This window comes from Streptomyces spinosisporus (assembly GCF_022698145.1).
Lineage (GTDB): Bacteria > Actinomycetota > Actinomycetes > Streptomycetales > Streptomycetaceae > Streptomyces > Streptomyces spinosisporus.
Window position 1 is genome coordinate 16,577 of record NZ_JALDAX010000012.1, and the last position, 22,786, is coordinate 39,362.

Consider the following 22,786-nt stretch of genomic DNA (forward strand, 5'->3'; position numbering starts at 1 on the left):
CCAGGACACCTCCGGGCGATTACGGCGCAGGCCGTCGGGTAGCGGATCGACATGGACTTCAGCGTGGTGGCAGTGGCGCGTGAGGACGACAGCCCCGTGGAGGAGCCGCTGCGGGTCGCGGTGCTCGCCGACCGGCTGGGCTACCGGGAGGTGTGGGCGGGGGAGGGACCCACCTGGGACTCCTTCGTGCTCGCCGCGGCGATCGGGCGGGCCACCGAGCGGGTCGCCCTGACGGCCGGCCCGGTGCCGGTGTCCGTGCGCGACCCCTACAGCCTCGCGCGCGGTGCCGCGTCGGTCGCCGCCGTCACCGGACGGGCGGTCGGCGTGGCACTCGGCACCTCCAGCAAGCGGGTCGTCGAGGGCGTGCACGGGCGGCCCCGGGTGCGCCCCGCGGCCGTGATGGAGGAGACGGCGGCAGCCGTGCGGGAGCTGCTGCACGCCGAGCCGGGCGAGCCCGTCGTGCCCGGCAGCCCCTTCCGCCGCCGGCTCGCACCGCCCGGCGGCCCGCTCACCGTCGCCGCCTTCGGCGACCGTGCCATCGCGACCGCCGCCGCGCACGCCGACCGCATGCTGCTCGACATCGTCTCCCCGGAGCAGGTGCGCGACCTGCGCGCCAGGCTGGACGCGGCGGCCGAGAAGGTGGGCCGTACGCCGCCCACGCTCGCGGCCTGGCTGCCCGCCGCGGTCGATCCGGAGCCGGCCTCGCTCGCGCAGATCCTGGTCAGCATCGCCGGCTATCTGACCGTGCCGGGCTACAGCGACGTGTTCACCGCGGCCGGATTCGGCGAGGCGGTGCGGCTCGCCGCCGCCGGTGCCGACCGCGACACCCTGGTCCGCGCCCTGCCGCCCGAGGCCGCCGCCACCGCGGGCCTGGTCGGCGACCTCGGGGCCGTACGCGCCCGCATCGACGCCTACGCCGAGGCCGGGCTCGACGAGATCGCGCTGGTGCCGGCGACGGCGGCCGATCCGGCAGGGGAGCGGACCCTCACGGCGCTCAGGCCGGCCTGATGTTGTGGTTGAAGCGGAAGACGTTGTCCGGGTCGTAGGAGCGCTTCACCTCCGCCAGACGCCGGGCGTTCTCCGCGCCGAGGCCCGCCACGACCCGGTCGGTGCCCTCGTCGCCGATGAAGTTGAGGTAGACCGCACCCGTGCTCCACGGCTGTACGCCGGTGCGCACCTCACGGACCCACTGGATGCAGCGCTCGTCGTCCGCGGGGTCCTCCCACAGCCCGAAGGGGTGCACGCCCCACGGCGCGTCCCGGTAGGGGACGGGGTACTCATGGGGGCCGGTGCCGATCGCGCCGCCCTGCGGGAACAGCGCGTGCAGGGTGCCCGTCGGTACCGGCGTGAACTCCCCGAGACGGCAGAAGACGTCCACGAACTCGTCGGGCGCACCCGTCAGATACTCCGCCGACCAGTAGTTCCGCATCCCCGGCGGATCGTCGAGCATGCACTGGACGTCGGCGTACGGCATCTCCCCGACGATCTCCGACTCGTGCGGCAGCGCCAGCAGCGGCTCGGCCAGCTTGCGCAGATCCTGCTCGGGTCCGGCGTACGTGAGCAGCATCCCGCACAGCAGCTTGCCGACCAGGTGCGGCGGTATGAACTCCTCGGGCGGGCCGGTGACGTAGAGGACGGCCCCGCTCGCCTCGTCCGGGCCTGCGGTGATCACATCCCGGTAGGTGCGCGTGACCTCCGGTCCGAACTCCGGCAGGTACAGCACGAACGCGATGGAGAAATGGGGCAGTTCGTACAGTTTCAGGGTGAGCGACGTGGCGACGCCGAAGTTGCCGCCGCCTCCGTGCAGGGCCCAGAACAGGTCGGGGTTGTCGTCGGCGTCGGCGTGGATGCGCTCGCCGTCGGCGGTGACCAGCTCGACGCCCAGGAGGTTGTCGACGGCGTATCCGCAGCAGCGGTCCAGCCAGCCGGTGCCGCCCCCCAGCACGAAGCCGCCCACACCGGTGGTGGAGGCGCGACCGCCGGTCGTGGCGAGGCCGTACGGAGCGCAGGCGCGGTCCAGGTCGCTCATGGTGGCGCCGCCCGCGATCCGTACCGCCTCGGCGGCCGGATCCACGGTGACGGCGCGCATGCGCCGCAGATCGACCACCACGGCCCCGTCGCCCAGGGCCGAGCCCGCCACGCTGTGCCCCCCGCCGCGCACCGCCACGGGGAGGTCCAGTTCTCGTGCGCAGCGCACCGACTTCACGACGTCGGCTTCGTTCGCGCACTGTGCGATCGCCGCCGGACGACGGTCGATCATCGCGTTGAACACGATCCGGGCCTCGTCATAGCCCGGGTCCTCGGGAGCGAAGAGTTCGCCGACCAGATCCTCGCGCAGCGCGGCGAGGGCCGCGCCCGCCGTTGAGAGGGAAGCCATGGCCGCCCCCTTCCGGAAAGGGGCAATGTGGATGCTTCCCAGCCTAGGCAGACACGGCCCTCCCGGCGCGCTCAGCCGCCGTACGCTCCCGAGGCCGTCAGCCGCAACGCCGTGTCGATCAGCGGGACATGGCTGAAGGCCTGCGGGAAGTTGCCGACCTGCCGCTGCAGCCGCGGGTCCCACTCCTCGGCGAGCAGGCCCAGGTCGTTGCGGAGCGCGAGGAGCTTCTCGAACAGTTTGCGGGCCTCGTCCACGCGGCCGATCATCGCCAGGTCGTCCGCCATCCAGAACGAGCAGGCCAGGAACGCCCCTTCGTCACCGGGCAGACCGTCTACGCCCTCGGTGGAGCCCTCCGTCGGGTAGCGCAGGATGAAGCCGTCCGCCGTGGACAGCTCGCGCTGGATCGCCTCGATGGTGCCGATGACGCGCTTGTCGTCCGGGGGCAGGAAGCCCATCTGCGGAATCAGCAGCAGCGACGCGTCCAGCTCCTTCGAGCCGTACGACTGCGTGAAGGTGTTGCGTTCCTTGTCGTAACCCTTCTCGCAGACGTCGCGGTGGATGTCGTCGCGCAGTCTGCGCCACCGCTCCAGCGGCCCGTCGGCGTCGCCGGACTCGATGAGCTTGATGGTGCGGTCCACGGCGACCCAGGCCATGACCTTGGAGTGCACGAAGTGCCGGCGCGGACCGCGGACCTCCCAGATGCCCTCGTCCGGCTCCTCCCAGTGCCGCTCCAGGTAGCGGATCAGCTTGAGCTGGAGCAGCGAGGCGTAGTCGTTGCGGGCCAGGCCCGTCATGTGGCCGAGGTGCAGGGCCTCGGTGACCTCGCCGTACACGTCCAGCTGTAGCTGGTGCGCGGCGCCGTTGCCGACGCGCACCGGTGCGGAGTTCTCATAGCCGGGCAGCCAGTCCAGCTCCGCCTCGCCGAGCTCCCGCTCGCCCGCGATGCCGTACATGATCTGCAGGTTCTCGGGGTCGCCCGCCACCGCGCGCAGCAGCCACTCGCGCCAGGCGCGGGCCTCCTCGCGGTAGCCGGTGCGCAGCAGCGAGGACAGGGTGATGGCCGCATCGCGCAGCCAGGTGTAGCGGTAGTCCCAGTTGCGCACGCCCCCGATGTCCTCCGGCAGGGAGGTGGTGGGGGCGGCGACGATGCCGCCGGTCGGTGCGTACGTCAGCGCCTTCAGCGTGATCAGGGAGCGGATGACGGCCTCGCGGTACGGGCCGTGGTACGTGCAGTGCTCCACCCACTCGCGCCAGAAGTCCTCCGTCGCCTGCAGCGAGGCCTCCGGCTCGGGCAGCGCGGGCGGCTGCTTGTGCGAGGGCTCCCACGAGATCGTGAACGCGATCCGGTCACCCGGTGCGACCGTGAAGTCCGAATACGTGGTCAGGGACTTGCCGTAGGTCTCGCACTCGGTGTCGAACCACACCGAGTCGGGGCCCGCGACGGCGACCGTGCGCCCGTCGTGCTTGTGCACCCACGGCACCACACGCCCGTAGCTGAATCGCATCCTGAGGGCCGAGCGCATCGGGACGCGGCCCGAGACGCCCTCGACGATGCGGATCAGCTGGGGGGCGCCGTCACGCGGCGGCATGAAATCAATCACTCGGACCGTGCCGCGCGGGGTGTCCCACTCCGACTCCAGGATCAGGGAGTCGCCGCGGTAGGTCCGGCGGGCCGCGGTGGGCGGCTGGGCGTCGGAGGCGTGCGCGGGGCCGAGCCGCCAGAAGCCGTGTTCCTCGGTGCCCAGCAGTCCGGCGAAGATGGCATGCGAGTCGAAGCGGGGCAGGCACAGCCAGTCCACTGTGCCGTCCCGGCAGACCAGGGCAGCGGTCTGCATGTCTCCGATGAGTGCGTAGTCTTCGATGCGCCCGGCCACGTGCAACTCCAGTCGAACGGCCACGTCACACCCCCACGGGGGTGCTGTCGCTAGTGCGGTCAAGGGGTCGTTGTAATGCGTCGTTGAGCGGTGAAGCAAAGCAGGCGTCCAGCCGTGTGGCAAAACGACGATTTCTGCTCAACGAACTGACGAGCTCTCGTTGTTCCGGCGCATGCGGGCGGGGGTGGTGCCGTGATGCCGGCCGGGCTCGGCAGCGAGTGTCCGAGCAGGATACGACGCACGTAGATGATCTGCGTGCCGCTCCGGACAACCCGGATAGGCCGAACGGGTGAGCAACGGGTGAGAAAGTCGGGAGACCGTGCGGGTCCGTGGTGACTCGTGTGCGGAGCGTGGCCGGAAGCCATCCCCTCCGGGCGCTGATACCCTGGTAGCCCGTGGACCGGTGGGCGAGAAAACCCCGGAACCGCACCCCAGACCGCGACCACGGGAGCCCCCCTTTGGCCATGCCGCCCGCTGCTTTCCGAAACAGCAAAGCCACGACGACCAAGCACATCTTCGTCACCGGGGGTGTCGCCTCCTCGCTCGGCAAGGGCCTCACCGCCTCCAGCCTCGGCATGCTGCTCAAGGCGCGGGGCCTGCGCGTCGTGATGCAGAAGCTCGACCCGTACCTGAACGTCGACCCGGGCACGATGAACCCCTTCCAGCACGGTGAGGTCTTCGTCACCAACGACGGCGCCGAGACCGATCTGGACATCGGACACTACGAGCGCTTCCTCGACCGGGACCTGGACGGCTCTGCCAATGTCACTACAGGCCAGGTCTACTCGACCGTGATCGCCAAGGAGCGGCGCGGCGAGTACCTGGGCGACACCGTGCAGGTCATCCCGCACATCACCAACGAGATCAAGCACCGCATCCGCCGCATGGCGACCGACGAGGTCGACGTCGTCATCACGGAGGTCGGCGGCACGGTCGGCGACATCGAGTCCCTGCCGTTCCTGGAGACGGTCCGCCAGGTCCGGCACGAGGTCGGCCGTGACAACGTCTTCGTGGTCCACATTTCCCTCCTGCCCTACATTGGCCCGTCGGGAGAGCTGAAGACGAAGCCGACCCAGCACTCGGTTGCGGCTCTGCGCAACATCGGTATCCAGCCGGACGCCATCGTGCTGCGCTGCGACCGCGAGGTCCCGACCGCGATCAAGCGCAAGATCTCCCTGATGTGCGACGTCGACGAGGCCGCCGTGGTGGCCTGTCCCGACGCCCGCTCCATCTACGACATCCCGAAGACCGTGCACGGCGAGGGCCTGGACGCCTACGTCGTGCGCAAGCTGGACCTGCCCTTCCGCGACGTGGACTGGACGACCTGGGACGACCTGCTCGACCGCGTCCACAAGCCCGACCACGAGGTCACCCTCGCGCTGGTCGGCAAGTACATCGACCTGCCCGACGCCTATCTCTCGGTCACCGAGGCGCTGCGCGCGGGCGGCTTCGCCAACCGGGCCCGCGTGAAGATCAAGTGGGTCACCTCCGACGACTGCAAGACCCCGGCCGGCGCCAAGGCGCAACTGGAGGACGTCGACGGCATCTGCATCCCGGGCGGCTTCGGCGACCGCGGTGTGCTCGGCAAGGTCGGCGCGATCAAGTACGCCCGCGAGAACAAGATCCCGCTGCTCGGCCTCTGCCTCGGTCTGCAGTGCATCGTGATCGAGGCCGCCCGCAACCTGGCCGGCATCTCCGACGCCAACTCCACGGAGTTCGACCCGGCCACCGGTCACCCGGTGATCTCCACCATGGCCGAGCAGCTCGACATCGTCGCCGGCGAGGGCGACATGGGCGGCACCATGCGCCTGGGCATGTACCCGGCCAAGCTGGCCGAGGGCTCGATCGTGCGCGAGGTGTACGAGGGCAAGGAGTACGTCGAGGAGCGGCACCGCCACCGCTACGAGGTGAACAACGCCTATCGTGCGGAGCTGGAGAAGAAGGCCGGCATCCTGTTCTCCGGCACGTCGCCCGACGGCAAGCTCGTGGAGTACGTGGAGTACCCGCGCGAGACGCACCCCTATCTGGTGGCGACCCAGGCGCACCCCGAGCTGCGCTCCCGCCCGACCCGCCCGCACCCGCTGTTCGCGGGACTGGTGAAGGCGGCGGTCGAGCGGCAGAGTTCCAACTAGCACGACAGTTGTACGGTGGCCGGGGCGCGCGCATTCAAGAGGTGTGCGCCCCGGTTTCTTTTGCGCACGTCGAAGGGCAGGGCATGACGATCAAGGACACCCCGCAGGAGTGGGAGATCCGGGCGACCGAGACCCCCTTCGTGGGCAACAAGACCTCCGTCCGCACCGACGACGTGGTCATGCCCGACGGTCATGTGGCCCGCCGCGACTACCAGGTCCACCCCGGCTCGGTGGCCGTCCTCGCCCTCGACGACGAGGGGCGCGTCGTGGTCATCCGCCAGTACCGCCACCCGGTGCGCCACAAGCTCTGGGAGATCCCGGCCGGCCTGCTGGACGTGCCCGGCGAGAACCCGCTGCACGCCGCCCAGCGCGAGCTGTACGAGGAGGCCCACGTCAAGGCCGAGGACTGGCGGGTGCTGACCGACGTCTACACCACCCCCGGCGGCTGCGACGAGGCCGTCCGTGTCTTCCTCGCCCGCGGTCTCTCCGAGGCCGACGGCGACCGCTTCGAGGTCGAGCACGAGGAGGCCGACATGGAGCTCGCGCGCGTACCGCTGAAGGAGCTCGTACGGGGTGTGCTCGCGGGCGAGCTGCACAACAACTGCCTTGTCGTGGGCGTCCTTTCGCTGGTCGCCGCGGAGCACGGGGACGGGCTCGACGCGCTGCGCCCGGCCGAGGCCCCGTGGCCCGCGCGTCCCTTCGAGTCCTGAACGCAGCCGTCACCGCGCCCGTCCCCGCAGCCGCTCCCGCACCGGTGTGACGATCTGCTGATCCGATCGAGGGACGTGTCCGCCGCGCTCCGCACGGAACGTAGCAGAGCGTGAACTAGGCTCTGACACGCCCGAACCGGAGTCCCGGCGGGCTTGCACGCGCGGTGGGACGGGAGTGTGGCCCGTGACGGATCAGGCGGTGGACACGGACGGTGCACGGCCGGCGGGGCGCGCTGCGGACGAGGGCCGATTCCTGGGCCGTACAAGGGAGTTGAAGGAGCTGCGCGCCGACATCGAGCGCGCGGGACTGGACACCCTCTCCGGCCGCAAGGCCCCCCGCGCACGCGTCCTGCTCATCGCCGGAAGGCCCGGTTCCGGACGCACGGCGCTCGCCGAGGAACTGGCCCGGCAGGTTGCGCACCGTTACGACGACGGAGTGCTCCGGGCGCGGCTGAGCGGGCACGACGGCACCCCCGTCCCGGTCGAGCGCATCGCCCGCGAACTGCTCGGTGCCCTCGGGCTGCCGACCCCCGCCGGAGCCACCGAGGACGATCTGTGCGAGGCGCTGCGCGCCGCCCTCGCCGACCGACGGACGCTGGTGCTGCTCGACGACGCGGCGGACGCCGAACAGGTCGACGCGCTGCTGCCGGACACTCCGGAATGCCTGGTCGTGGCCGTGTCCGGCGGGCCTCTCACCGGGATCTCCGACGTCCGACCCTGCACCCTCGGCGGCCTCGACACCCGGTCCGCGGTGGAGCTGCTCAGCCGCTTCACCGGCTCGGTCCGCATCACGGTCGACCCCAGGGCCGCCGAGAGCCTCGTCGAGGAGTGCCAGGCCCAGCCCGCCGCCCTGAGGCTGGCCGGCGGCTGGCTCGCCGCCCGCCCCAAGGCGACCGTCGCCGACCTCGCCAAGCAACTGAACACGGAGAGCGACGAAAGCACCCCGCTGCGCCGGGTCTTCGGGCTCGTGTACGCCTCGCTGTCCGCGCCGGACGCCCGGATGCTGCGGCTGCTGTCGCTCGCCCCGGCCGGCCAGGTCGACCCGCACACCGCGTCCGCGCTGGCCGGCTGCTCGGTGGGCGACGCCCGCACCGCGCTGGACGGCTTCGCCGGCCTCGGGCTGCTGCGGGCGCTCACGTCGCCGCTGCCGCAGTACGAGGTGCCGGGCTGCCTCCACCCCCTACTCGAGGCGCTCGCCGAGACCCAGGACCGCCCGGGGGAGCTGCAGCTGGCCAGGGCCCGGATGCTGGAGCGGACGGTACGGCTGCTGCAGTCGTGCCGGACGATCACCGAGACGGACAACCCCGAGGCGCGCGAGAAGCTTCAGGCCATGCCGCGCTCGATGCGCTTTTCGAACCCCCGGGCCGCCGAGGACTGGCTGCGGGTGCGCCGGCCCGCGCTGCTGGCCGCGGCCCGGCTCGCCGTGGCCGACGGGGAGCTGGACACCCTGGCTCGCCGCCTGATGTCACAGCTGGTCAAGGCCATGGTGGCGCATTTCGGCACCCAGGCCGCCGCCCCCGACCTGTACGGCATCCACCGGCTCGTCCTGGACGTGGCCGAGCGGCAGAACCTGCCCCGGGAGCAGGCCGCCGCCCTGCTGAACCTCGGCGACCTGGACGCCCGGACGGGTCGTACGCGCGAGGCGCTGGTGCGGTACCGGGCCGCACTGGACGCCGGACGCCGGGCGAACGACCCGTACGCCGCCGGTCGCGCGATGGAATCCGTAGGCGGTGCGCACCTGGAGCTCGGGGACTTCGACCGGGCCGCCGACTGGTTCGGGCGTGCCCTCGCGCAGTGCCTGGCCCGGGACGACCGGACGGGCGCCGCGCGGCTCTACGGCCGGATCGCCACGGCCCACACCTACGCGGGCCGCTACGGCGAGGCCCTGCGCAACTGGCGCGCCGCGGTCACCGGACACCGCAAGAGCGGCGATGTCGCCGCCCAGGCGCGGGCGCTCAGCGAGGTGGCGCGCGTCCAGGAGTACGCGGGCCGCCCCGAGGAGTCGCTGGAGACCTGCCACGAGGCGGTGGAGCTGGCACGCCGCGCCGAGGACGTCCGGCTGCAGGCAGCGCTGCAGCTGCGGCTCGCCGACACCCTGGAACGCCTCGGTGACCCCGCCTCGGCCCAGCTGCACCGAGGCTCTGCGGAGCGCCTGCTGGGCGGGGAAGCGTCGCAGGCCGAGGAGCCGCCGGAGGAGTCTGCGGAGGGGTCTGCGGGTGTCGAAGACTCGAAACAGGACGGTGACGCCTGCGAAATCCGTAGTGCTCGTCCTGAAGATTGATGCAATGAAAGGCTAGACAGCGGGAACACCTTCATTAGACTGGCTCTGCCGCACCTTCTCCTGCGGTGTCTCCTGGTGTGCTCATGCATGCCTGGGTATGTGTTGTATTGCCCCATCCACGAGCCAAGGACCGTGATCGACGTGAAGGTCGGCATCCCCCGCGAGGTCAAGAACAACGAGTTCCGGGTGGCCATCACCCCCGCCGGCGTGCACGAGCTGGTGCGCAACGGCCACCAGGTCGTCATCGAGCAGGGCGCCGGCGCCGGCTCGTCGATCCCGGACGAGGAGTACGTCGCCGCGGGCGCGAAGATCCTCAACACCGCAGACGAGGTGTGGGCCACCGCCGACCTGCTGCTGAAGGTCAAGGAGCCCATCGCCGAGGAGTACCACCGCCTCCGCAAGGACCAGACGCTCTTCACCTACCTGCACCTGGCCGCCTCCAAGGAGTGCACCGACGCGCTCGTCGAGTCCGGCACCACCGCGATCGCCTACGAGACCGTGGAGCTGCCCAGCCGCGCCCTGCCGCTGCTCGCCCCCATGTCCGAGGTCGCGGGCCGTCTCGCCCCGCAGGTCGGCGCCTACCACCTGATGCGGTTCAACGGCGGCCGCGGTGTGCTGCCCGGCGGCGTCCCCGGCACCCAGCCCGCGAAGGCCGTCGTCATCGGCGGTGGCGTCTCCGGCTGGAACGCCACGCAGATCGCCGTCGGCATGGGCTTCCACGTCACGCTGCTCGACCGCGACATCAACAAGCTGCGCGAGGCCGACAAGGTCTTCGGCACCAAGGTCCGGGCGATCATGTCCAACTCCTTCGAGCTGGAGAAGGCCGTCCTGGACGCCGACCTCGTCATCGGCGCCGTCCTCATCCCCGGTGCCAAGGCCCCCAAGCTCGTCACCAACGAGCTGGTGTCCCGGATGAAGCCCGGCAGTGTCCTTGTCGACATCGCGATCGACCAGGGCGGCTGCTTCGAGGACTCGCGTCCCACCACTCACGCCGAGCCGACCTTCAAGGTCCACGACTCGGTCTTCTACTGCGTCGCCAACATGCCGGGTGCGGTGCCCAACACCTCCACCTACGCGCTGACCAACGCCACGCTGCCCTACATCGTCGAACTGGCCAACAAGGGCTGGGTGGAGGCCCTGCGCCGCGACCCCGCGCTGGCCAAGGGCCTCAACACGCATGACGGCAAGGTCGTTTACCGCGAGGTCGCCGAGGCGCACGGCCTGGAGCACGTGGAGCTCGAGACCCTGCTCGGCTGATCGTTCGGTCGCCGAGCCGCTAAGTCACCTTTCGGTAAAAGGCGATACGTCAACACAGGTCGTCAACACCGCGCACACGGCCGGACCTTGCCCGACAAGGTCCGGCCGGGTGTGTGTATGGTCACTTTGCGGCTCTCGGTCAACTCGCCTCGAACGTAACCCTTTGGTCGATTCGTACACCGGTGAAACCTGCCGTGCGACGGCCGTACGCCCTTGACAGAGGGATGTTTCATTGCCGACACATCCTGCCGGGTCCGGCGGATTGTGTTGCTGCGGACGCCCGACACGCCATAGAGTCGCCAACCGTCGGCATGGTGCCACGCTGACCTGTCTAGAAGTTTCCTGGTCACCAAGGAGGTAAGACGACTTGTGAATGAGTCGACATTTTCTCCCGGGGGTGGTCAACCAGGAACGCCGGTAGGGGGCCAGGGCCCCGCGGGGTTCGAGGCTGTCGGCTCCGTTGCTGTGCGCACCTTCGCAGCCCATCAGAGTTCGGGTCCGCAGATGATCCGGACTGCACACCAGAGCATGGATGGCCATCACGTGAACGCCATGGCCGGCGACGGAAGTGGCGCGCCCCACAACCACTTCGCCGACTACGACGAACTGCCCGAAGGGCACTTCTACGACCCCGACGCGGAGTACGAGCCCGACCCCGAGTACGCGGCCACGCTCGCGCCCGACGCTGCCCGCCAGCGCCGTGAGCGCATCGGCCCGACCGGACGTCCGCTGCCGTACTTCCCGATCCCGGGCCCGCTGACCGATCACGGCCCCGCGAAGATCATCGCGATGTGCAACCAGAAGGGCGGCGTCGGCAAGACCACGTCGACCATCAACCTGGGTGCCGCGCTCGCGGAGTACGGACGCCGCGTGCTGCTCGTGGACTTCGACCCGCAGGGCGCGCTGTCGGTGGGCCTCGGCGTCAACCCGATGGAGCTCGACCTCACCGTCTACAACCTGCTCATGGAGCGGGGCATGGCGGCGGACGAGGTGCTCCTGAAGACAGCGGTCCCGAACATGGACCTGCTGCCCAGCAACATCGACCTGTCCGCCGCCGAGGTCCAGCTGGTCTCCGAGGTCGCGCGCGAGTCCACGCTGCAGCGCGCCCTGAAGCCGCTCATGGCCGACTACGACTACATCGTGATCGACTGTCAGCCCTCGCTCGGCCTGCTCACGGTCAACGCCCTGACGGCCGCGCACAAGGTGATAGTGCCTCTCGAGTGCGAGTTCTTCGCGCTGCGAGGTGTCGCGCTGCTGACAGAGACCATCGAGAAGGTCCAGGAGCGGCTCAACCCGGAGCTGGAGCTCGACGGGATCCTCGCCACGATGTACGACTCGCGCACCGTGCACAGCCGTGAGGTGCTCGCGCGGGTCGTCGAGGCGTTCGACGACCACGTCTACCACACGGTCATCGGGCGCACGGTCCGCTTCCCGGAGACCACGGTCGCCGGTGAGCCGATCACCACGTACGCCTCCAACTCCGTCGGCGCCGCCGCCTACCGCCAGCTCGCCAGGGAGGTGCTCGCCCGGTGTCACGCCGAGTGAGTCTGCCGGGGGCCGACGAACTCTTCCGTACGACAGGGGGAATGGCGCTCCAGCCGTCCACTCCGCGGCGGGGGGCCAACGGTGAGGCACGGGTGCCCGCGCCCGCCACGGAGAGCGACGGCGTCGCGGCCGCGTCGTCCGAGGACGCGCCGCAATCGGTGCCCGCGCAGGGCGGCGACGGCGAGGGCGCGGAGCATGTGGCCGCGGAGCCCGAGCAGGCCGATGCCGGTGAGTCCCGCAGCCGCGCCGCGGCCGGGGAGCGCAATGCGCGACGTCAGACGACGCAGGAAGGTTCTGCCGCGTCCTCCGGTGCCGCACAGCAGCCCCGCAAGCGCGGCCGGTCCAACGCCTCGCGGCGGCCGAGCGGGCGTGAGCGGCACGACGAGAAGATCACCGTCTATGTGTCCGCCGAGGAGCTCATGGACCTGGAGCACGCCCGTCTGGTGCTCCGCGGTGAGCACGGTCTCGCGGTCGACCGCGGGCGCATCGTCCGTGAGGCGGTCGCCGTCGTGCTGGCCGACCTGGAGTCCCGCGGTGACGCGAGCATCCTCGTACGTCGGCTCCGCGGGCGGTAGCGATAGCCTGCGGGGGCCATGACCTCCAACGACGCCCCCACCCCCAGCGCCGGCCCCCCTGCCTCCGGCAGCCGGCGCCGAGCGCTGGGACGGGGCCCCGGAACGGCCCCCACGTCCACACCGCCGGAACCGCACCCCACGGGCGCCCCTGTCCAGCCGGATTCCGCGGTCGCCGCACCCGAGCTTCCTGCTCCCGGGGCGGGTCGCGAAGTTGGAGTGGGCGAGGGCGGAGTGCCGGGTGATGGTGAGGCATCGGAGGCCGGCGGTTGGGCGTCCGGGGACGGCGAGGAGTCGGGCGGCGTCGAGGCATCGGGCGGCAGCGGAGGACCGGACGGTGCCGAGGGACCGCGCGATGGCGCAGAGCCGGGCGGCGGCGAGGCATCGGGGGACGGCGAGGAGCCGGAAGACGTCGAGGGACCGCGCGAGGGCGCGGAGCCGGGCGATGGCGAGAAATCGGGCGACGGCGGAGAACCTGGCGGTAGCGGACAGCCGGGGGTCGGCGAGGAGCCGGACGGCGTCGAGGGACCGCGCGGCGGTGAAGAGCCGGACGACGGCGAAGAACCCGGCGACGGCGTAGAACCCGGCGACGGCGAAGAATCGGGCGACGGCGGAGAACCTGGCGGTAGCGGACAGCCGGGGGCCGGCGACGAGCCGGACGGCGTCGAGGGATCGCGCGGCGGTGAAGAGCCGGACGACGGCGAAGAGCCCGGCGGCGCCGTAGAACCCGGCGGCGGCGAAGAATCGGGCGACGGTGTCTTCAAAGTTCGGCTTGCCAATTTTGAGGGGCCCTTCGACCTGCTGCTGCAGCTGATCTCCAAGCACAAGCTGGATGTCACCGAGGTCGCGTTGTCCAAGGTGACCGATGAGTTCATGGCGCACATCCGGGCGATGGGGCCGGACTGGGACCTGGACCAGACGACGGAGTTCCTGGTCGTCGCGGCCACGCTGCTCGATCTGAAGGCCGCCCGGCTGCTGCCCTCCGCCGAGGTCGAGGACGAGGCCGACCTCGCGCTGCTCGAAGCCCGCGACCTGCTGTTCGCTCGGCTGCTGCAGTACCGCGCGTACAAGCAGATCGCCGACATCTTCAACCGCCGGCTCGACGAGGAGGCCCGCCGCTACCCCCGTACCGTCGGCCTCGAACCGCACCACGCCGAGCTGCTGCCCGAGGTGGTCATCAGCATCGGCCCCGAGGGCTTCGCCAAGCTCGCGGTCAAGGCGATGCAGCCCAAGCCCAAACCGCAGGTCTACGTCGACCACATCCACGCGCCCCTGGTGAGCGTGCAGGAACAGGCCCGGATCGTGATCGAGCGGCTCAAGGAGTCCGGAGAGGTCAGCTTCCGGGCGCTGGTCGACGACACCGAAGACACCCTCACCGTGGTGGCACGCTTCCTCGCCCTGCTGGAGCTGTACCGGGAGAAGGCCGTCGCGCTCGATCAGGAGACGGGGCTCGGCGAGCTGATGGTGCGGTGGACCGGTGGGGAGGGCGAAGCCCAGCCGATGGTGACCGATGAATTCGACCGACCGCCCGAGCCAGCGAAGGAGGAGCAGAAGGCATGACCGAGGAGACCGCGGACCTCCCGGCAGGGCTCCGCAGCGTCGCCGACCTCGACCTCAAGCCGGCCCTGGAGGCCGTCCTCATGGTCGTGGACGAGCCCGCGAGCGAGGAGCACCTGGCGAAGATCCTGGAGCGGCCCAGGCGCCAGATCGGCGACGCTCTGCGGCAGCTGGCCGACGACTACGCCGTGCAGGGCCGCGGCTTCGAGCTGCGGTTCGTCGCCGGCGGCTGGCGCTTCTACAGCCGCGCCGAGTACGCGCCCGCCGTCGAGCGGCTCGTCCTGGACGGCCAGACGGCCCGGCTGACGCAGGCCGCCCTGGAGACCCTCGCGGTCGTCGCCTACCGCCAGCCGGTGAGCCGCAGCCGCGTCTCCGCCGTACGAGGAGTCAACTGCGACGGGGTCATGCGCACCCTGCTGCAGCGGGGTCTGGTCCAGGAGGCGGGCGCGGAACCCGAAACAGGTGCGATCCTGTACACGACGACGAACTACTTCCTGGAGCGGATGGGCCTGCGCGGTCTGGACGAGCTCCCGGAGCTCGCGCCCTTCCTCCCGGAGGCGGAGGCGATCGAGGCCGAGACCCAGGAAGCCGTACCGTCGTTCGATCCGGATGCTCCGGACCCGGACGGCGGACCCACGTCGGCCATGACTGACACGACGACGACGGAACTTTGATGCGAAGCAGCGGCAGCGGCAAGAGCGGCGGGCGCGGTAACTACCGCGGTGCCGGCAACAACAGGGACCAGAAGCAGGGCGGCCAGGGCGGCCGTCCGCGCAAGCCCCGCCCCGAGGAGCGCCGCTACGACGTGGGCCCCGGCGCCACCCAGGACGGGCCTAAGTCCGGGCGCGGCGGCTCCGCGCGCGGTGGCGCCAAGGGCGGCCCGAAGCAGTCCCGGCAGGGCGGGCGCGGGCGTACGGCCCCGGGCAGCTCCCGGGAGTACGAGGCACGGGCCGAGGAGCGCAACCGCGAGCGGTACGCGGGCAAGAAGGAGGTCAAGGTCCCGAAGACCTTCCCCGGCGCCGAGCAGGAGGGCGAGCGGCTGCAGAAGGTCCTCGCGCGCGCGGGCTACGGCTCCCGGCGCGCCTGCGAGGAGCTGATCGAGCAGGCCCGCGTCGAGGTCAACGGCGAGATCGTCCTGGAGCAGGGCAAGCGCGTCGACCCGGAGAAGGACGAGGTCAAGGTCGACGGGCTGACCGTCGCCACGCAGTCGTACCAGTTCTTCTCGCTCAACAAGCCGGCCGGTGTCGTATCGACGATGGAGGACCCCGAGGGCCGGCAGTGCCTCGGTGACTACGTCACCAACCGCGAGACCCGGCTCTTCCACGTGGGGCGGCTCGACACCGAGACCGAGGGCGTCATCCTGCTCACCAACCACGGCGAGCTGGCGCACCGGCTGACCCACCCCAAGTACGGCGTGAAGAAGACCTACCTCGCCGCGATCGTCGGCCCGATCCCGCGCGACCTCGGCAAGAGGCTCAAGGACGGCATCCAGCTGGAGGACGGGTACGCGCGCGCGGACCACTTCCGGGTGGTCGAGCAGACCGGCAAGAACTACCTGGTCGAGGTCACCCTGCACGAGGGCCGCAAGCACATCGTGCGCCGCATGCTCGCGGAGGCCGGCTTCCCGGTCGAGAAGCTGGTGCGCACCTCCTTCGGGCCGATCACCCTGGGCGACCAGAAGTCGGGCTGGCTGCGACGCCTGTCGAACACCGAGGTCGGGATGCTGATGCAGGAAGTCGATCTCTGACAGATCGCTCGTGGGCGATGCGTTTTCGCCTTCTCGCCGGTCTGTACTCAGTGAGCGGCGAGAGGGGTGGGCATTCATGACCGCTACGACGAGGGATCGCGAGGCGCCATGGGCGCCCGGGGAGCTGCTGGAGCGCTCGCTCGCCTATGCGCTGGGCAGCGTCGCCGAGGTCGGGCCGGGGAACCTCGAACGGGTCACGCCGTGCGCGGAGTGGGACCTCGGGGCACTGCTGGGGCATCTCTACGACTCCCTGGACACCCTGCACGAGGGGCTGACGGGCGGGCGGATCGGGCTGTTTCCCCCCGAGCCCGGGGCCGTCGATCTCGCGTGCGCGTTCCGCACGCGCGCGTGTGCCGTGCTCGGAGCCTGGGCCGCCGGGCCGGGGGAGCGGGTCGTGGTGGGCGAACTGCCGCTGGACATGCGGGTGATGGCGGCCGTGGGCTCGGTGGAGATCGCCGTCCACGGGTGGGACGTCGCGCAGGCCTGCGGGCGTCCGCGGCCCATCCCGGAATCGCTCGCCGACGAGCTGCTGCCCGTCGCGCGGTGCGTGGTGGCCGAGGAGGACCGGGGCGTCCGGTTCGCCGAGGCGGTCGCCGTACCGGCCTGCGCCGGGCCCGAGGCACGGCTGCTGGCCTTTCTGGGCCGGTGCGCTCCCCGCCCGGAGTGAGGCTCGTCCCTAGCCGGGGACGTCGGCGGAAGCGGGGGCTGCGAGCAGCCGTCGCATGCGCTCGGCGGCACGGACCGCCGCGTCGCCGCAGCAGTTGTTGAACAGGACGTGGACCTGGTCCACCCGACCGGCCAGGCTGCGCAGCCGCGGGAGCCAGTCGGCGAGTTCGTCCTCGGCGTAGTCGTGGCGGAACCGGTCCTCCTTGCTTCCCCTGCCCCAGGCGGCGCTGCGGCCGTGGAAGCGGACGACCGAGAGGCGCGGAGTGGTGACCGGGGTGACGGGCGGGATGGACGTCGGCAGCGTCTGGGTCATGTCGACGGCGACGGCGGCCATGCCGTAGCGGGTGAGCAGCGCGCGTGTCGCGTCCGCCCAGGTCGTACGCCACCACCCGGGATGCCGGAACTCCACGGAGATGGGCCACCCCGCGGTCCGCTCGGCGCATTCGTGCAGGAACTCCCCGGCCCGCCCGCCCGGCCGGAACCACGGCGGCAGCTGCAGCAGCACGCTGCCCAGCCGCCCGGCCACGCGCAGCGGTTCGATGCCTTCGGTGAACCGCTCCCAGACCGCGTCCAGCACCTTGGGGTCCCGTGGCTCGGGGCGCAGGCCGTCCGGCATCGCGGTGTCGCGCGTCGGGTGCCCGGTCAGCAGCGAGAACGCCTTCACGTCGAAGACGAACCCCGGTGGTGTGCGCTCGGCCCAGGCCCGGCACGTCCGGGCGTCGGGAATCGCGTAGTAGGCGGAGTCGACCTCGACGATCGGGAACTGCGTGGAGTAGTGCCGCAATCGGCCCTCCGCGTCCCGGCGCCCGGGCGGATACCACCCGCTGGTCATCAGCGCTCGATCGGTCCACGAACAGGTGCCCACCAGGATCTCGCCCATGGCAGCCCGGTTACCCGCTCCGGGCTTGTGGAAGCACACCGACCCTGTTTATAGTCGTGATGACTATAAAAAGGGGTGGGTGCAGATGGCCTTCGACCTGGCGGGCTACGACAAGTACGCCTACGAGCCCTTCGCCGTCACCGTCGACCTCGCCGTGCTCACCATCCGCGACGGCGCCCTGCACGTGCTGCTCGTCGAGCGCGGACAGGAGCCGTACGCCGGACACTGGGCGCTGCCCGGCGGCTTCGTGGAGCCGCACGAGTCCGCGGAGACCGCCGCCCGGCGCGAACTGGCCGAGGAGACGGGTCTCGCCGACGTCACCGGACTCCACCTGGAACAGCTGCGGACCTACAGCGAACCCGGCCGCGACCCCCGGATGCGCGTCGTGTCCGTCGCCTTCACCGCGCTCCTGCCGCACGCGCCCGAGCCGCACGCCGGCACCGACGCGGCACGGGCGAGCTGGCTGCCGTACGACGCGGCGGGTCCGCTCGCCTTCGACCACGACGTGATCCTGGCCGACGCCCACGAACGCGTCGGCGCCAAGCTCGAGTACACCTGCCTCGCCACCGCCTTCTGCCCGCCCGAGTTCACCCTCGGCGAGCTGCAGCGGGTCTACGAGACGGTCTGGGGCACCACCCTCGACCGGCCCAACTTCCGCCGCAAGGTGCTCGCCACACCCGGCTTCGTCGAGCCCGTGCCGGGTGGCGCCCGGCTCACCGGCGGCCGGGGCAAGCCCGCGGCCGTCTACCGCGCGGGACCGGCCACGGCCCTGCACCCGCCCCTGCTTCGACCGTCCCGGGAAGGACGCCCCGCATGACCTTCGACATCGTCGACAAGCAAGCCGCCACCGGGGTGTTGACCGGTCTCGCCCTCGGGGACGCGCTCGGCTTCCCGACCGAGTTCGACGACGTTCCCGCGATCCTCGCCAAGTTCGGGCCGTGGCGGCAGATGCCGCTGCCGACGCCCGCAATCGTCTCCGACGACACCCAGATGACCCTGGCCGTGGGGCACGCCCTGCGGACGGCCACGGACCGCGGGGTGCTCGAACCGGAGAGCCTCGAACCGCCGCTGCGCAAGGAGTTCGTGCGGTGGTACGAGTCGCCGGACAACAACCGGGCGCCGGGCAACACCTGTCTGCGGGCCTGTGAACTGCTGCGGGACGACAGCCGCGCCTGGCAGGACGCCAGCCAGATCGGCTCCAAGGGGTGCGGCGCCAACATGCGGGTGGCGCCCGTCGGGCTCGTCCCCGGGCTGAGCGAGGAACAGCGTGCGGGCGCGGCCCAGTTGCAGTCGGCGCTGACGCACGGGCATCCGACGGCGCTCGCCGCGTCCGACCTCACCGCCCACGCCGTACGCCTGCTCGCCGAGGGCGCCGAACCGACCGGACTGGTCGGCCAGTTGCGGTCGTACGCACTGGAGAACCGCAGCCGCTACCACGAACCCTGGCTCGGCGACCTGTGGACCCGCGCCCACGACGACGCGCCGGAGGCGTTCATCGCGCGCGGCTGGGACGAGTGCCTGGAGATTCTCGGCCGCCTCCAGGAGGCCGAGCGCACGGCCTCGCCGGAGAACGAGCCGTGCCTGGCCACCGGGGCGGGCTGGATCGCCGAAGAGGCCCTGGCGACCGGCCTGTTGTGCTTCCTGCAGTTCGTCGACGAACCGGTCACGGCGATCCGGCGGGCCGCCTGCAGCTCGGGCGACTCGGACTCGATCGCCGCGCTGACCGGCGCCTTCGCGGGCGCCCACCTCGGCGCGGAGGCCTGGCCGACCGAGTGGGCCGACCGCATCGAGTACGGCAGCGACCTGGTGACCCTCGGGGCCCTCTGGGACTCTTGAGCGATGATCGACACCCTCGCCCTCGACCTGGCGCCGGTGGTCGCCGAGCAGCCCGACCCGGTGCTGTTCGCGACCATCTCCGGCGCGCACCTGTACGGCTTCCCGTCGCGCGACTCGGACGTGGACCTGCGCGGTGTGCACCTGCTGCCCGTCGCCGACCTGGTGGGGCTGCGGGAGCCCGAGGAGACCCGGTCCCGGATATGGGACCGGGACGGCGTCGAGATGGATCTCGTCACCCACGACCTGCGCAAGTTCGTACGGCTGATGCTGCGCCGCAACGGCTATGTGCTGGAGCAGCTGCTCTCGCCCCTGGTCGTGCACACCACCGACGCGCACCGGGAGCTGGCGGCACTCGCCCCCGGCGTCCTCACCGTCCATCACGCCCATCACTACCGGGGGTTCGCGAACACGCAGTGGCGGCTGTTCGAGAAGACCGGCGAGTTGAAACCGCTGCTCTACACCTTCCGGGTGCTGCTCACCGGCATCCATCTGATGCGCAGCGGGCAACTGCAGGCCCATCTGCCCACGCTGCTCGGCGAGGTGGAGGCGCCCGGCTACGTCGCGGACCTGATCGCGGCGAAGGCGGAACAGGAGCACGGGGCCGCCGACGTCGGTCACGCGCGCGTGCAGACCGACGTCGAGCGGCTGCACGCCGTGCTCGACGAGGCGCAGACGGCCTCGGCGCTACCCGACGCCCCGTCCGTCCACGACGCCCTGCACGACCTCGTCGTACGGATCCGGCTGCAGGGCTGAGGCGCGCCGCACCCGGACGAGGAAGTCCTCCACCCGGCGCTGGTCCGGCTCGGCGGGGAGCGGGCTGCGGCCGGCGGCCTCGTCCGCCTCGGCTGCCAGACGGTTCATCCGGGAGACGACCTCGGGCCACGGGACCTCGCCGCGTTTGACCGCGAGGAGCGGCTCGCGTTCGTCGCCGACGTCAAGGGTCAGGGCGCCCGTGCGCAGCAGATCGCGGGAGCTCATCAGCAGCCGGAGCAGATGCATGGCGTGCTTCCAGCGCGGGGTGCCGTGGGCGCGGACGGTCGCCTCCAGCTTCCTGCGCTGGCCGAGCGCGTAGCGGGTGAACGTCTCGTGTGCCCGCCGGGAGAGGAACGCCCCGCGCAGCGCGAGGAGTTCGCGCCCGGTGTCGTCGACGTGCTCCACGAGCGGGGAGTGCAGGCACTCCAGGATGTTCGGGTTGGCGCGCAGCGCCAGCTCGCAGAAGCGCTCCAGCTCCCAGCTGAACTGCTCCTCGGCCGGGCCCTCGACATGCGTCGGCGGCTTCTGGAAGCGCCAGAACAGCGCGGTGGGAGCGAGGAACACGCCCCGGCGGTCGGTGTCGCTGCCCTCCGTCGCCAGACCGAAGGCGCGCGAACCCATCACGCAGGCGTAGATCGTGTGGTCGCGGACCAGGGTCTCGGGGCGCATGACCGGGAGCGTACGCGGCACCTCACGCCAGGTTGATGGAATTTCCCTCCACCTTGATCTGCTGCTCGGCCAGGGGCTTGGGGGCGGGGCCCTTCGCCACCGAGCCGTCGGCCACCTTGAACCTGCTGCCGTGACAAGGGCAGTTGATCGTCCCGTCGGCAACGGCGCTCACCGTGCAGCCCTGGTGGGTGCAGACCGCCGAGAAGGCCTTGAACTCGCCCTTCTCCGGCTGGGTCACCACCACCTTCTCGTCCTTGAAGATCCTGCCGCCGCCGACCGGGATGTCGGACGTCTTCGCCAGCTCCTGACCGCCGGAGGCGTTCACCGACGGGGACGATCCCGAGTCGTCCTCGTCGCCGTACTTGCTGCAGCCGATGGCGAGCGTCGCCGCGCCGGTCGCGAGGAGAACCGTGCGCCGGGTCGAGCGGTGGGTCATGTCGTCACTCCGAACGTACGGAAGAACCAGAGGGCGGAGGTCAGCCAGATGAGGGTGAGCGCCGTGAAGACCAGCCCGCCGACGAGCGGAAGCAACCAGCCCGGTAGCCGCTCGGAGCGGAGCAGAAGCATCTTTGCACTGAAAACACCGAAGAAGAAACAACCCAGGATGGAATGCCACAAAACACGCGTTTCATAGGTCTGATAGCCCAGCGCGTACAGACAGTGCACCGCGACCGGGACCGCCACGAGGAACGCGATCCGCCCCGACCAGCGGTGCAGCTTCGACGCCCAGCGCGGGCCCGGCAGCTTGCCGTAGACCATGAGGGCGCTGACCAGTTGGACGAGCGCGAAGAAGAACGCGGTCGTCGCCAGCCATGACTTCACCGCACTCGTGCTGCTGAAGCCGGCGATGTTGAAGGCGGTCCCGGCCGGGTCGTGGACCCTTCCGTACACGCCGAGGGCGACGGCCACCGCGGCGGCGACGAGGGCCGGGACGAGATAGCGGGCCGCGCCGGCGCGGGGCCGGACAGGCTCGGGTGACGGGAATCCCTGGGTTGCGGCGTTCGGGTCGACGGTCATGGTCGGCTCCCTGGAGCGGACGGTGGTGTCGGCGGACGACGGGGCGGGCCGTGGGGCTGAGGACGACATGGCTCGCCGTGGTGCTGGGGGTGGCCGGGTGTGCGGTGGTGCCGGGGGTGGCCGGGTGTGCGGTGGTACCGGCAGGCGGCAGGACGAGTCGTGCTGTCAGGGGGTGGCGGGGCGTGCCGTGAGCTGTTGTCCGTCGACCGTGACCGCGCCCGTCTCCGGGTCGATGACCGGAGCGGCCTGGGGGTCCCCGTCGCGGGTGACGATGCCGACCTGCTTGCCGCCCGGCAGCACGATCCAGCCGCCGTCGACCTTCGCCCCGCGTACCGTGGCCGTCGCGCGGTACAGCCCGCCCGGCTTCTTGGCCTTGTCCGCGGTGAAGCCGTAGTGGCCGCCGCCGACGTCGGCCGTGCCGCTGATGCGCTTGCCCTCCTTGAGCGTGCCGTTCAGGACGTCGCCGTTCTTGCCGGTCAGCCGCATGCTGCCGTCGTCCTTGACGTCGCCCTTCAGCCACGACTCCTTGGCGCGGCCGTCGCAGAAGTACGCGATCGCCTTCCGGTCGCGCACCGTCACGGCGACGGCGGAGGAGTCGTCGTCCGTCCGTCCGGCGTAACTCGCGTCGGGCACGGACACCCGGGACGGCGACGGGCTGGGCGGCGTGGTGGTCTTCGTGGGAGCCGGCGACGCGGCGGCGGTCGGCGGCTTCTTCTTGGGCGTGGACGAGACGGCTTCGCTGCCCGTCGTCGCGTTGAGCGACAGCATGAACAGGCCGAGCAGCAGTCCCGCGAGCAAGGTGAACAGCGGTCCAGGACGCTTCATACGGACCTCCCCCGAGGCGATGGTGCTGCCATCAGAGCGGACCGCGGGCCCGGCGTAAAGAGGCGCACAGGGGCGTCTGTCGCCAAGT

At 71.2% G+C, this 22,786-nt stretch carries 21 protein-coding genes; 14 read left to right on the plus strand and 7 right to left on the minus strand.

The genetic code is table 11. From position 1 onward, the window contains the following. The first annotated feature begins 51 nt into the window (after positions 1-51). The gene (locus tag MQN93_RS27950; protein WP_242711747.1) at positions 52-1,008 is read left to right on the plus strand and encodes an LLM class F420-dependent oxidoreductase; all 957 of its coding nucleotides are present in this window, start codon (positions 52-54) and stop codon (positions 1,006-1,008) included. Here the strand turns inward: MQN93_RS27950 and MQN93_RS27955 are convergent. Continuing rightward, positions 995-2,377 (minus strand): FAD-binding oxidoreductase, encoded by a 1,383-nt coding sequence (locus tag MQN93_RS27955; protein WP_242711748.1) that lies wholly within the window; start codon positions 2,375-2,377, stop codon positions 995-997. The genes MQN93_RS27950 and MQN93_RS27955 overlap by 14 nt on opposite strands. A 71-nt stretch (positions 2,378-2,448) precedes the next feature. After that, the gene (locus MQN93_RS27960) at positions 2,449-4,251 is read right to left on the minus strand and encodes a glycoside hydrolase family 15 protein (protein WP_016434578.1); all 1,803 of its coding nucleotides are present in this window, start codon (positions 4,249-4,251) and stop codon (positions 2,449-2,451) included. A 464-nt stretch (positions 4,252-4,715) separates the two neighbouring features. Here MQN93_RS27960 and pyrG point away from each other — a divergent pair, with 464 nt between their 5' ends. The 10 genes from pyrG (at position 4,716) to MQN93_RS28010 (ending at position 16,719) form a co-directional block, all read left to right on the plus strand. After that, positions 4,716-6,383, plus strand: coding sequence for a CTP synthase (pyrG, locus tag MQN93_RS27965; RefSeq protein ID WP_016434577.1), 1,668 nt, complete (start codon positions 4,716-4,718; stop codon positions 6,381-6,383). Positions 6,384-6,466: 83 nt separating this feature from the next. Continuing rightward, positions 6,467-7,093: an NUDIX domain-containing protein gene (locus MQN93_RS27970; protein WP_016434576.1), complete on the plus strand. Its 627-nt coding sequence runs from the start codon at positions 6,467-6,469 to the stop codon at positions 7,091-7,093. Positions 7,094-7,277: 184 nt separating this feature from the next. Continuing rightward, positions 7,278-9,374, plus strand: a complete 2,097-nt coding sequence (locus MQN93_RS27975) for a tetratricopeptide repeat protein (protein WP_242711749.1) — start codon at positions 7,278-7,280, stop codon at positions 9,372-9,374. Between the two features lie 132 nt (positions 9,375-9,506). Continuing rightward, positions 9,507-10,631 carry an alanine dehydrogenase gene (gene ald, locus MQN93_RS27980; RefSeq protein ID WP_016434574.1) on the plus strand — a complete coding sequence of 375 codons (1,125 nt, stop codon included), beginning with the start codon at positions 9,507-9,509 and terminating at the stop codon, positions 10,629-10,631. A 369-nt stretch (positions 10,632-11,000) separates the two neighbouring features. Beyond that, positions 11,001-12,176 carry a ParA family protein gene (locus MQN93_RS27985; RefSeq protein WP_078516599.1) on the plus strand — a complete coding sequence of 392 codons (1,176 nt, stop codon included), beginning with the start codon at positions 11,001-11,003 and terminating at the stop codon, positions 12,174-12,176. Next, the gene (locus tag MQN93_RS27990; protein ID WP_242711750.1) at positions 12,161-12,751 is read left to right on the plus strand and encodes a hypothetical protein; all 591 of its coding nucleotides are present in this window, start codon (positions 12,161-12,163) and stop codon (positions 12,749-12,751) included. The genes MQN93_RS27985 and MQN93_RS27990 overlap by 16 nt, the downstream gene beginning before the upstream one ends. Before the next feature lie 216 nt (positions 12,752-12,967). Then, positions 12,968-14,308, plus strand: coding sequence for a segregation/condensation protein A (locus tag MQN93_RS27995; protein ID WP_308404422.1), 1,341 nt, complete (start codon positions 12,968-12,970; stop codon positions 14,306-14,308). Beyond that, on the plus strand, positions 14,305-14,979 hold the full coding sequence (gene scpB / locus MQN93_RS28000) for an SMC-Scp complex subunit ScpB (RefSeq protein WP_242711752.1): 675 nt from the start codon (positions 14,305-14,307) through the stop codon (positions 14,977-14,979). The genes MQN93_RS27995 and scpB overlap by 4 nt, the downstream gene beginning before the upstream one ends. Continuing rightward, positions 14,979-16,052 carry a pseudouridine synthase gene (locus MQN93_RS28005; protein WP_242711753.1) on the plus strand — a complete coding sequence of 358 codons (1,074 nt, stop codon included), beginning with the start codon at positions 14,979-14,981 and terminating at the stop codon, positions 16,050-16,052. The genes scpB and MQN93_RS28005 overlap by 1 nt, the downstream gene beginning before the upstream one ends. Before the next feature lie 76 nt (positions 16,053-16,128). Next, positions 16,129-16,719 (plus strand): TIGR03086 family metal-binding protein, encoded by a 591-nt coding sequence (locus tag MQN93_RS28010; protein ID WP_242711754.1) that lies wholly within the window; start codon positions 16,129-16,131, stop codon positions 16,717-16,719. Positions 16,720-16,728: 9 nt separating this feature from the next. On the opposite strand, the gene MQN93_RS28015 is transcribed toward MQN93_RS28010, so the two are convergent. Beyond that, entirely contained in the window at positions 16,729-17,598 is an 870-nt protein-coding gene (locus MQN93_RS28015) for a DUF72 domain-containing protein (RefSeq protein ID WP_242711755.1), read from the minus strand. Between the two features lie 85 nt (positions 17,599-17,683). Here MQN93_RS28015 and MQN93_RS28020 point away from each other — a divergent pair, with 85 nt between their 5' ends. Genes MQN93_RS28020 through MQN93_RS28030 form a run of 3 tightly spaced genes read left to right on the plus strand, consistent with a single transcriptional unit; the run spans position 17,684 to position 20,187 of the window. Further along, the gene (locus MQN93_RS28020; protein WP_242711756.1) at positions 17,684-18,415 is read left to right on the plus strand and encodes an NUDIX hydrolase; all 732 of its coding nucleotides are present in this window, start codon (positions 17,684-17,686) and stop codon (positions 18,413-18,415) included. Next, entirely contained in the window at positions 18,412-19,434 is a 1,023-nt protein-coding gene (locus MQN93_RS28025) for an ADP-ribosylglycohydrolase family protein (protein ID WP_242711757.1), read from the plus strand. Before MQN93_RS28020 ends, MQN93_RS28025 begins: the two co-directional genes overlap by 4 nt. Positions 19,435-19,437: 3 nt before the next feature. Further along, positions 19,438-20,187: a nucleotidyltransferase domain-containing protein gene (locus MQN93_RS28030; RefSeq protein WP_242711758.1), complete on the plus strand. Its 750-nt coding sequence runs from the start codon at positions 19,438-19,440 to the stop codon at positions 20,185-20,187. Here MQN93_RS28030 and MQN93_RS28035 read toward each other — a convergent pair. From MQN93_RS28035 to MQN93_RS28050, 4 genes are all read right to left on the minus strand, one after another. Further along, positions 20,119-20,856: a nucleotidyltransferase domain-containing protein gene (locus MQN93_RS28035; RefSeq protein ID WP_242711759.1), complete on the minus strand. Its 738-nt coding sequence runs from the start codon at positions 20,854-20,856 to the stop codon at positions 20,119-20,121. The two genes, MQN93_RS28030 and MQN93_RS28035, sit on opposite strands and share 69 nt — an antisense overlap. A gap of 22 nt (positions 20,857-20,878) precedes the next feature. Next, positions 20,879-21,292 (minus strand): Rieske (2Fe-2S) protein, encoded by a 414-nt coding sequence (locus MQN93_RS28040; protein ID WP_016434562.1) that lies wholly within the window; start codon positions 21,290-21,292, stop codon positions 20,879-20,881. Then, positions 21,289-21,873, minus strand: a complete 585-nt coding sequence (locus MQN93_RS28045; protein WP_242711760.1) for a DUF6529 family protein — start codon at positions 21,871-21,873, stop codon at positions 21,289-21,291. The genes MQN93_RS28040 and MQN93_RS28045 overlap by 4 nt, the downstream gene beginning before the upstream one ends. Before the next feature lie 165 nt (positions 21,874-22,038). Then, complete coding sequence (locus MQN93_RS28050) at positions 22,039-22,698, minus strand: hypothetical protein (protein WP_242711761.1); 660 nt, start codon at positions 22,696-22,698, stop codon at positions 22,039-22,041. Between the last annotated feature and the right edge of the window lie 88 nt (positions 22,699-22,786).

Excerpts from the sequence above, each read along its gene's own strand:
- MQN93_RS27950 (WP_242711747.1), top strand. The coding sequence starts at position 52 with ATGGACTTCAGCGTGGTGGCAGTGGCGCGTGAGGACGACAGCCCCGTG.
- MQN93_RS27955 (WP_242711748.1), bottom strand. The coding sequence starts at position 2,377 with ATGGCTTCCCTCTCAACGGCGGGCGCGGCCCTCGCCGCGCTGCGCGAG.
- pyrG (WP_016434577.1), top strand. The coding sequence starts at position 4,716 with ATGCCGCCCGCTGCTTTCCGAAACAGCAAAGCCACGACGACCAAGCAC.
- MQN93_RS27970 (WP_016434576.1), top strand. The coding sequence starts at position 6,467 with ATGACGATCAAGGACACCCCGCAGGAGTGGGAGATCCGGGCGACCGAG.
- scpB (WP_242711752.1), top strand. The coding sequence starts at position 14,305 with ATGACCGAGGAGACCGCGGACCTCCCGGCAGGGCTCCGCAGCGTCGCC.
- MQN93_RS28005 (WP_242711753.1), top strand. The coding sequence starts at position 14,979 with ATGCGAAGCAGCGGCAGCGGCAAGAGCGGCGGGCGCGGTAACTACCGC.
- MQN93_RS28010 (WP_242711754.1), top strand. The coding sequence starts at position 16,129 with ATGACCGCTACGACGAGGGATCGCGAGGCGCCATGGGCGCCCGGGGAG.
- MQN93_RS28015 (WP_242711755.1), bottom strand. The coding sequence starts at position 17,598 with ATGGGCGAGATCCTGGTGGGCACCTGTTCGTGGACCGATCGAGCGCTG.
- MQN93_RS28020 (WP_242711756.1), top strand. The coding sequence starts at position 17,684 with ATGGCCTTCGACCTGGCGGGCTACGACAAGTACGCCTACGAGCCCTTC.
- MQN93_RS28025 (WP_242711757.1), top strand. The coding sequence starts at position 18,412 with ATGACCTTCGACATCGTCGACAAGCAAGCCGCCACCGGGGTGTTGACC.
- MQN93_RS28030 (WP_242711758.1), top strand. The coding sequence starts at position 19,438 with ATGATCGACACCCTCGCCCTCGACCTGGCGCCGGTGGTCGCCGAGCAG.
- MQN93_RS28035 (WP_242711759.1), bottom strand. The coding sequence starts at position 20,856 with ATGCGCCCCGAGACCCTGGTCCGCGACCACACGATCTACGCCTGCGTG.
- MQN93_RS28040 (WP_016434562.1), bottom strand. The coding sequence starts at position 21,292 with ATGACCCACCGCTCGACCCGGCGCACGGTTCTCCTCGCGACCGGCGCG.
- MQN93_RS28045 (WP_242711760.1), bottom strand. The coding sequence starts at position 21,873 with ATGACCGTCGACCCGAACGCCGCAACCCAGGGATTCCCGTCACCCGAG.
- MQN93_RS28050 (WP_242711761.1), bottom strand. The coding sequence starts at position 22,698 with ATGAAGCGTCCTGGACCGCTGTTCACCTTGCTCGCGGGACTGCTGCTC.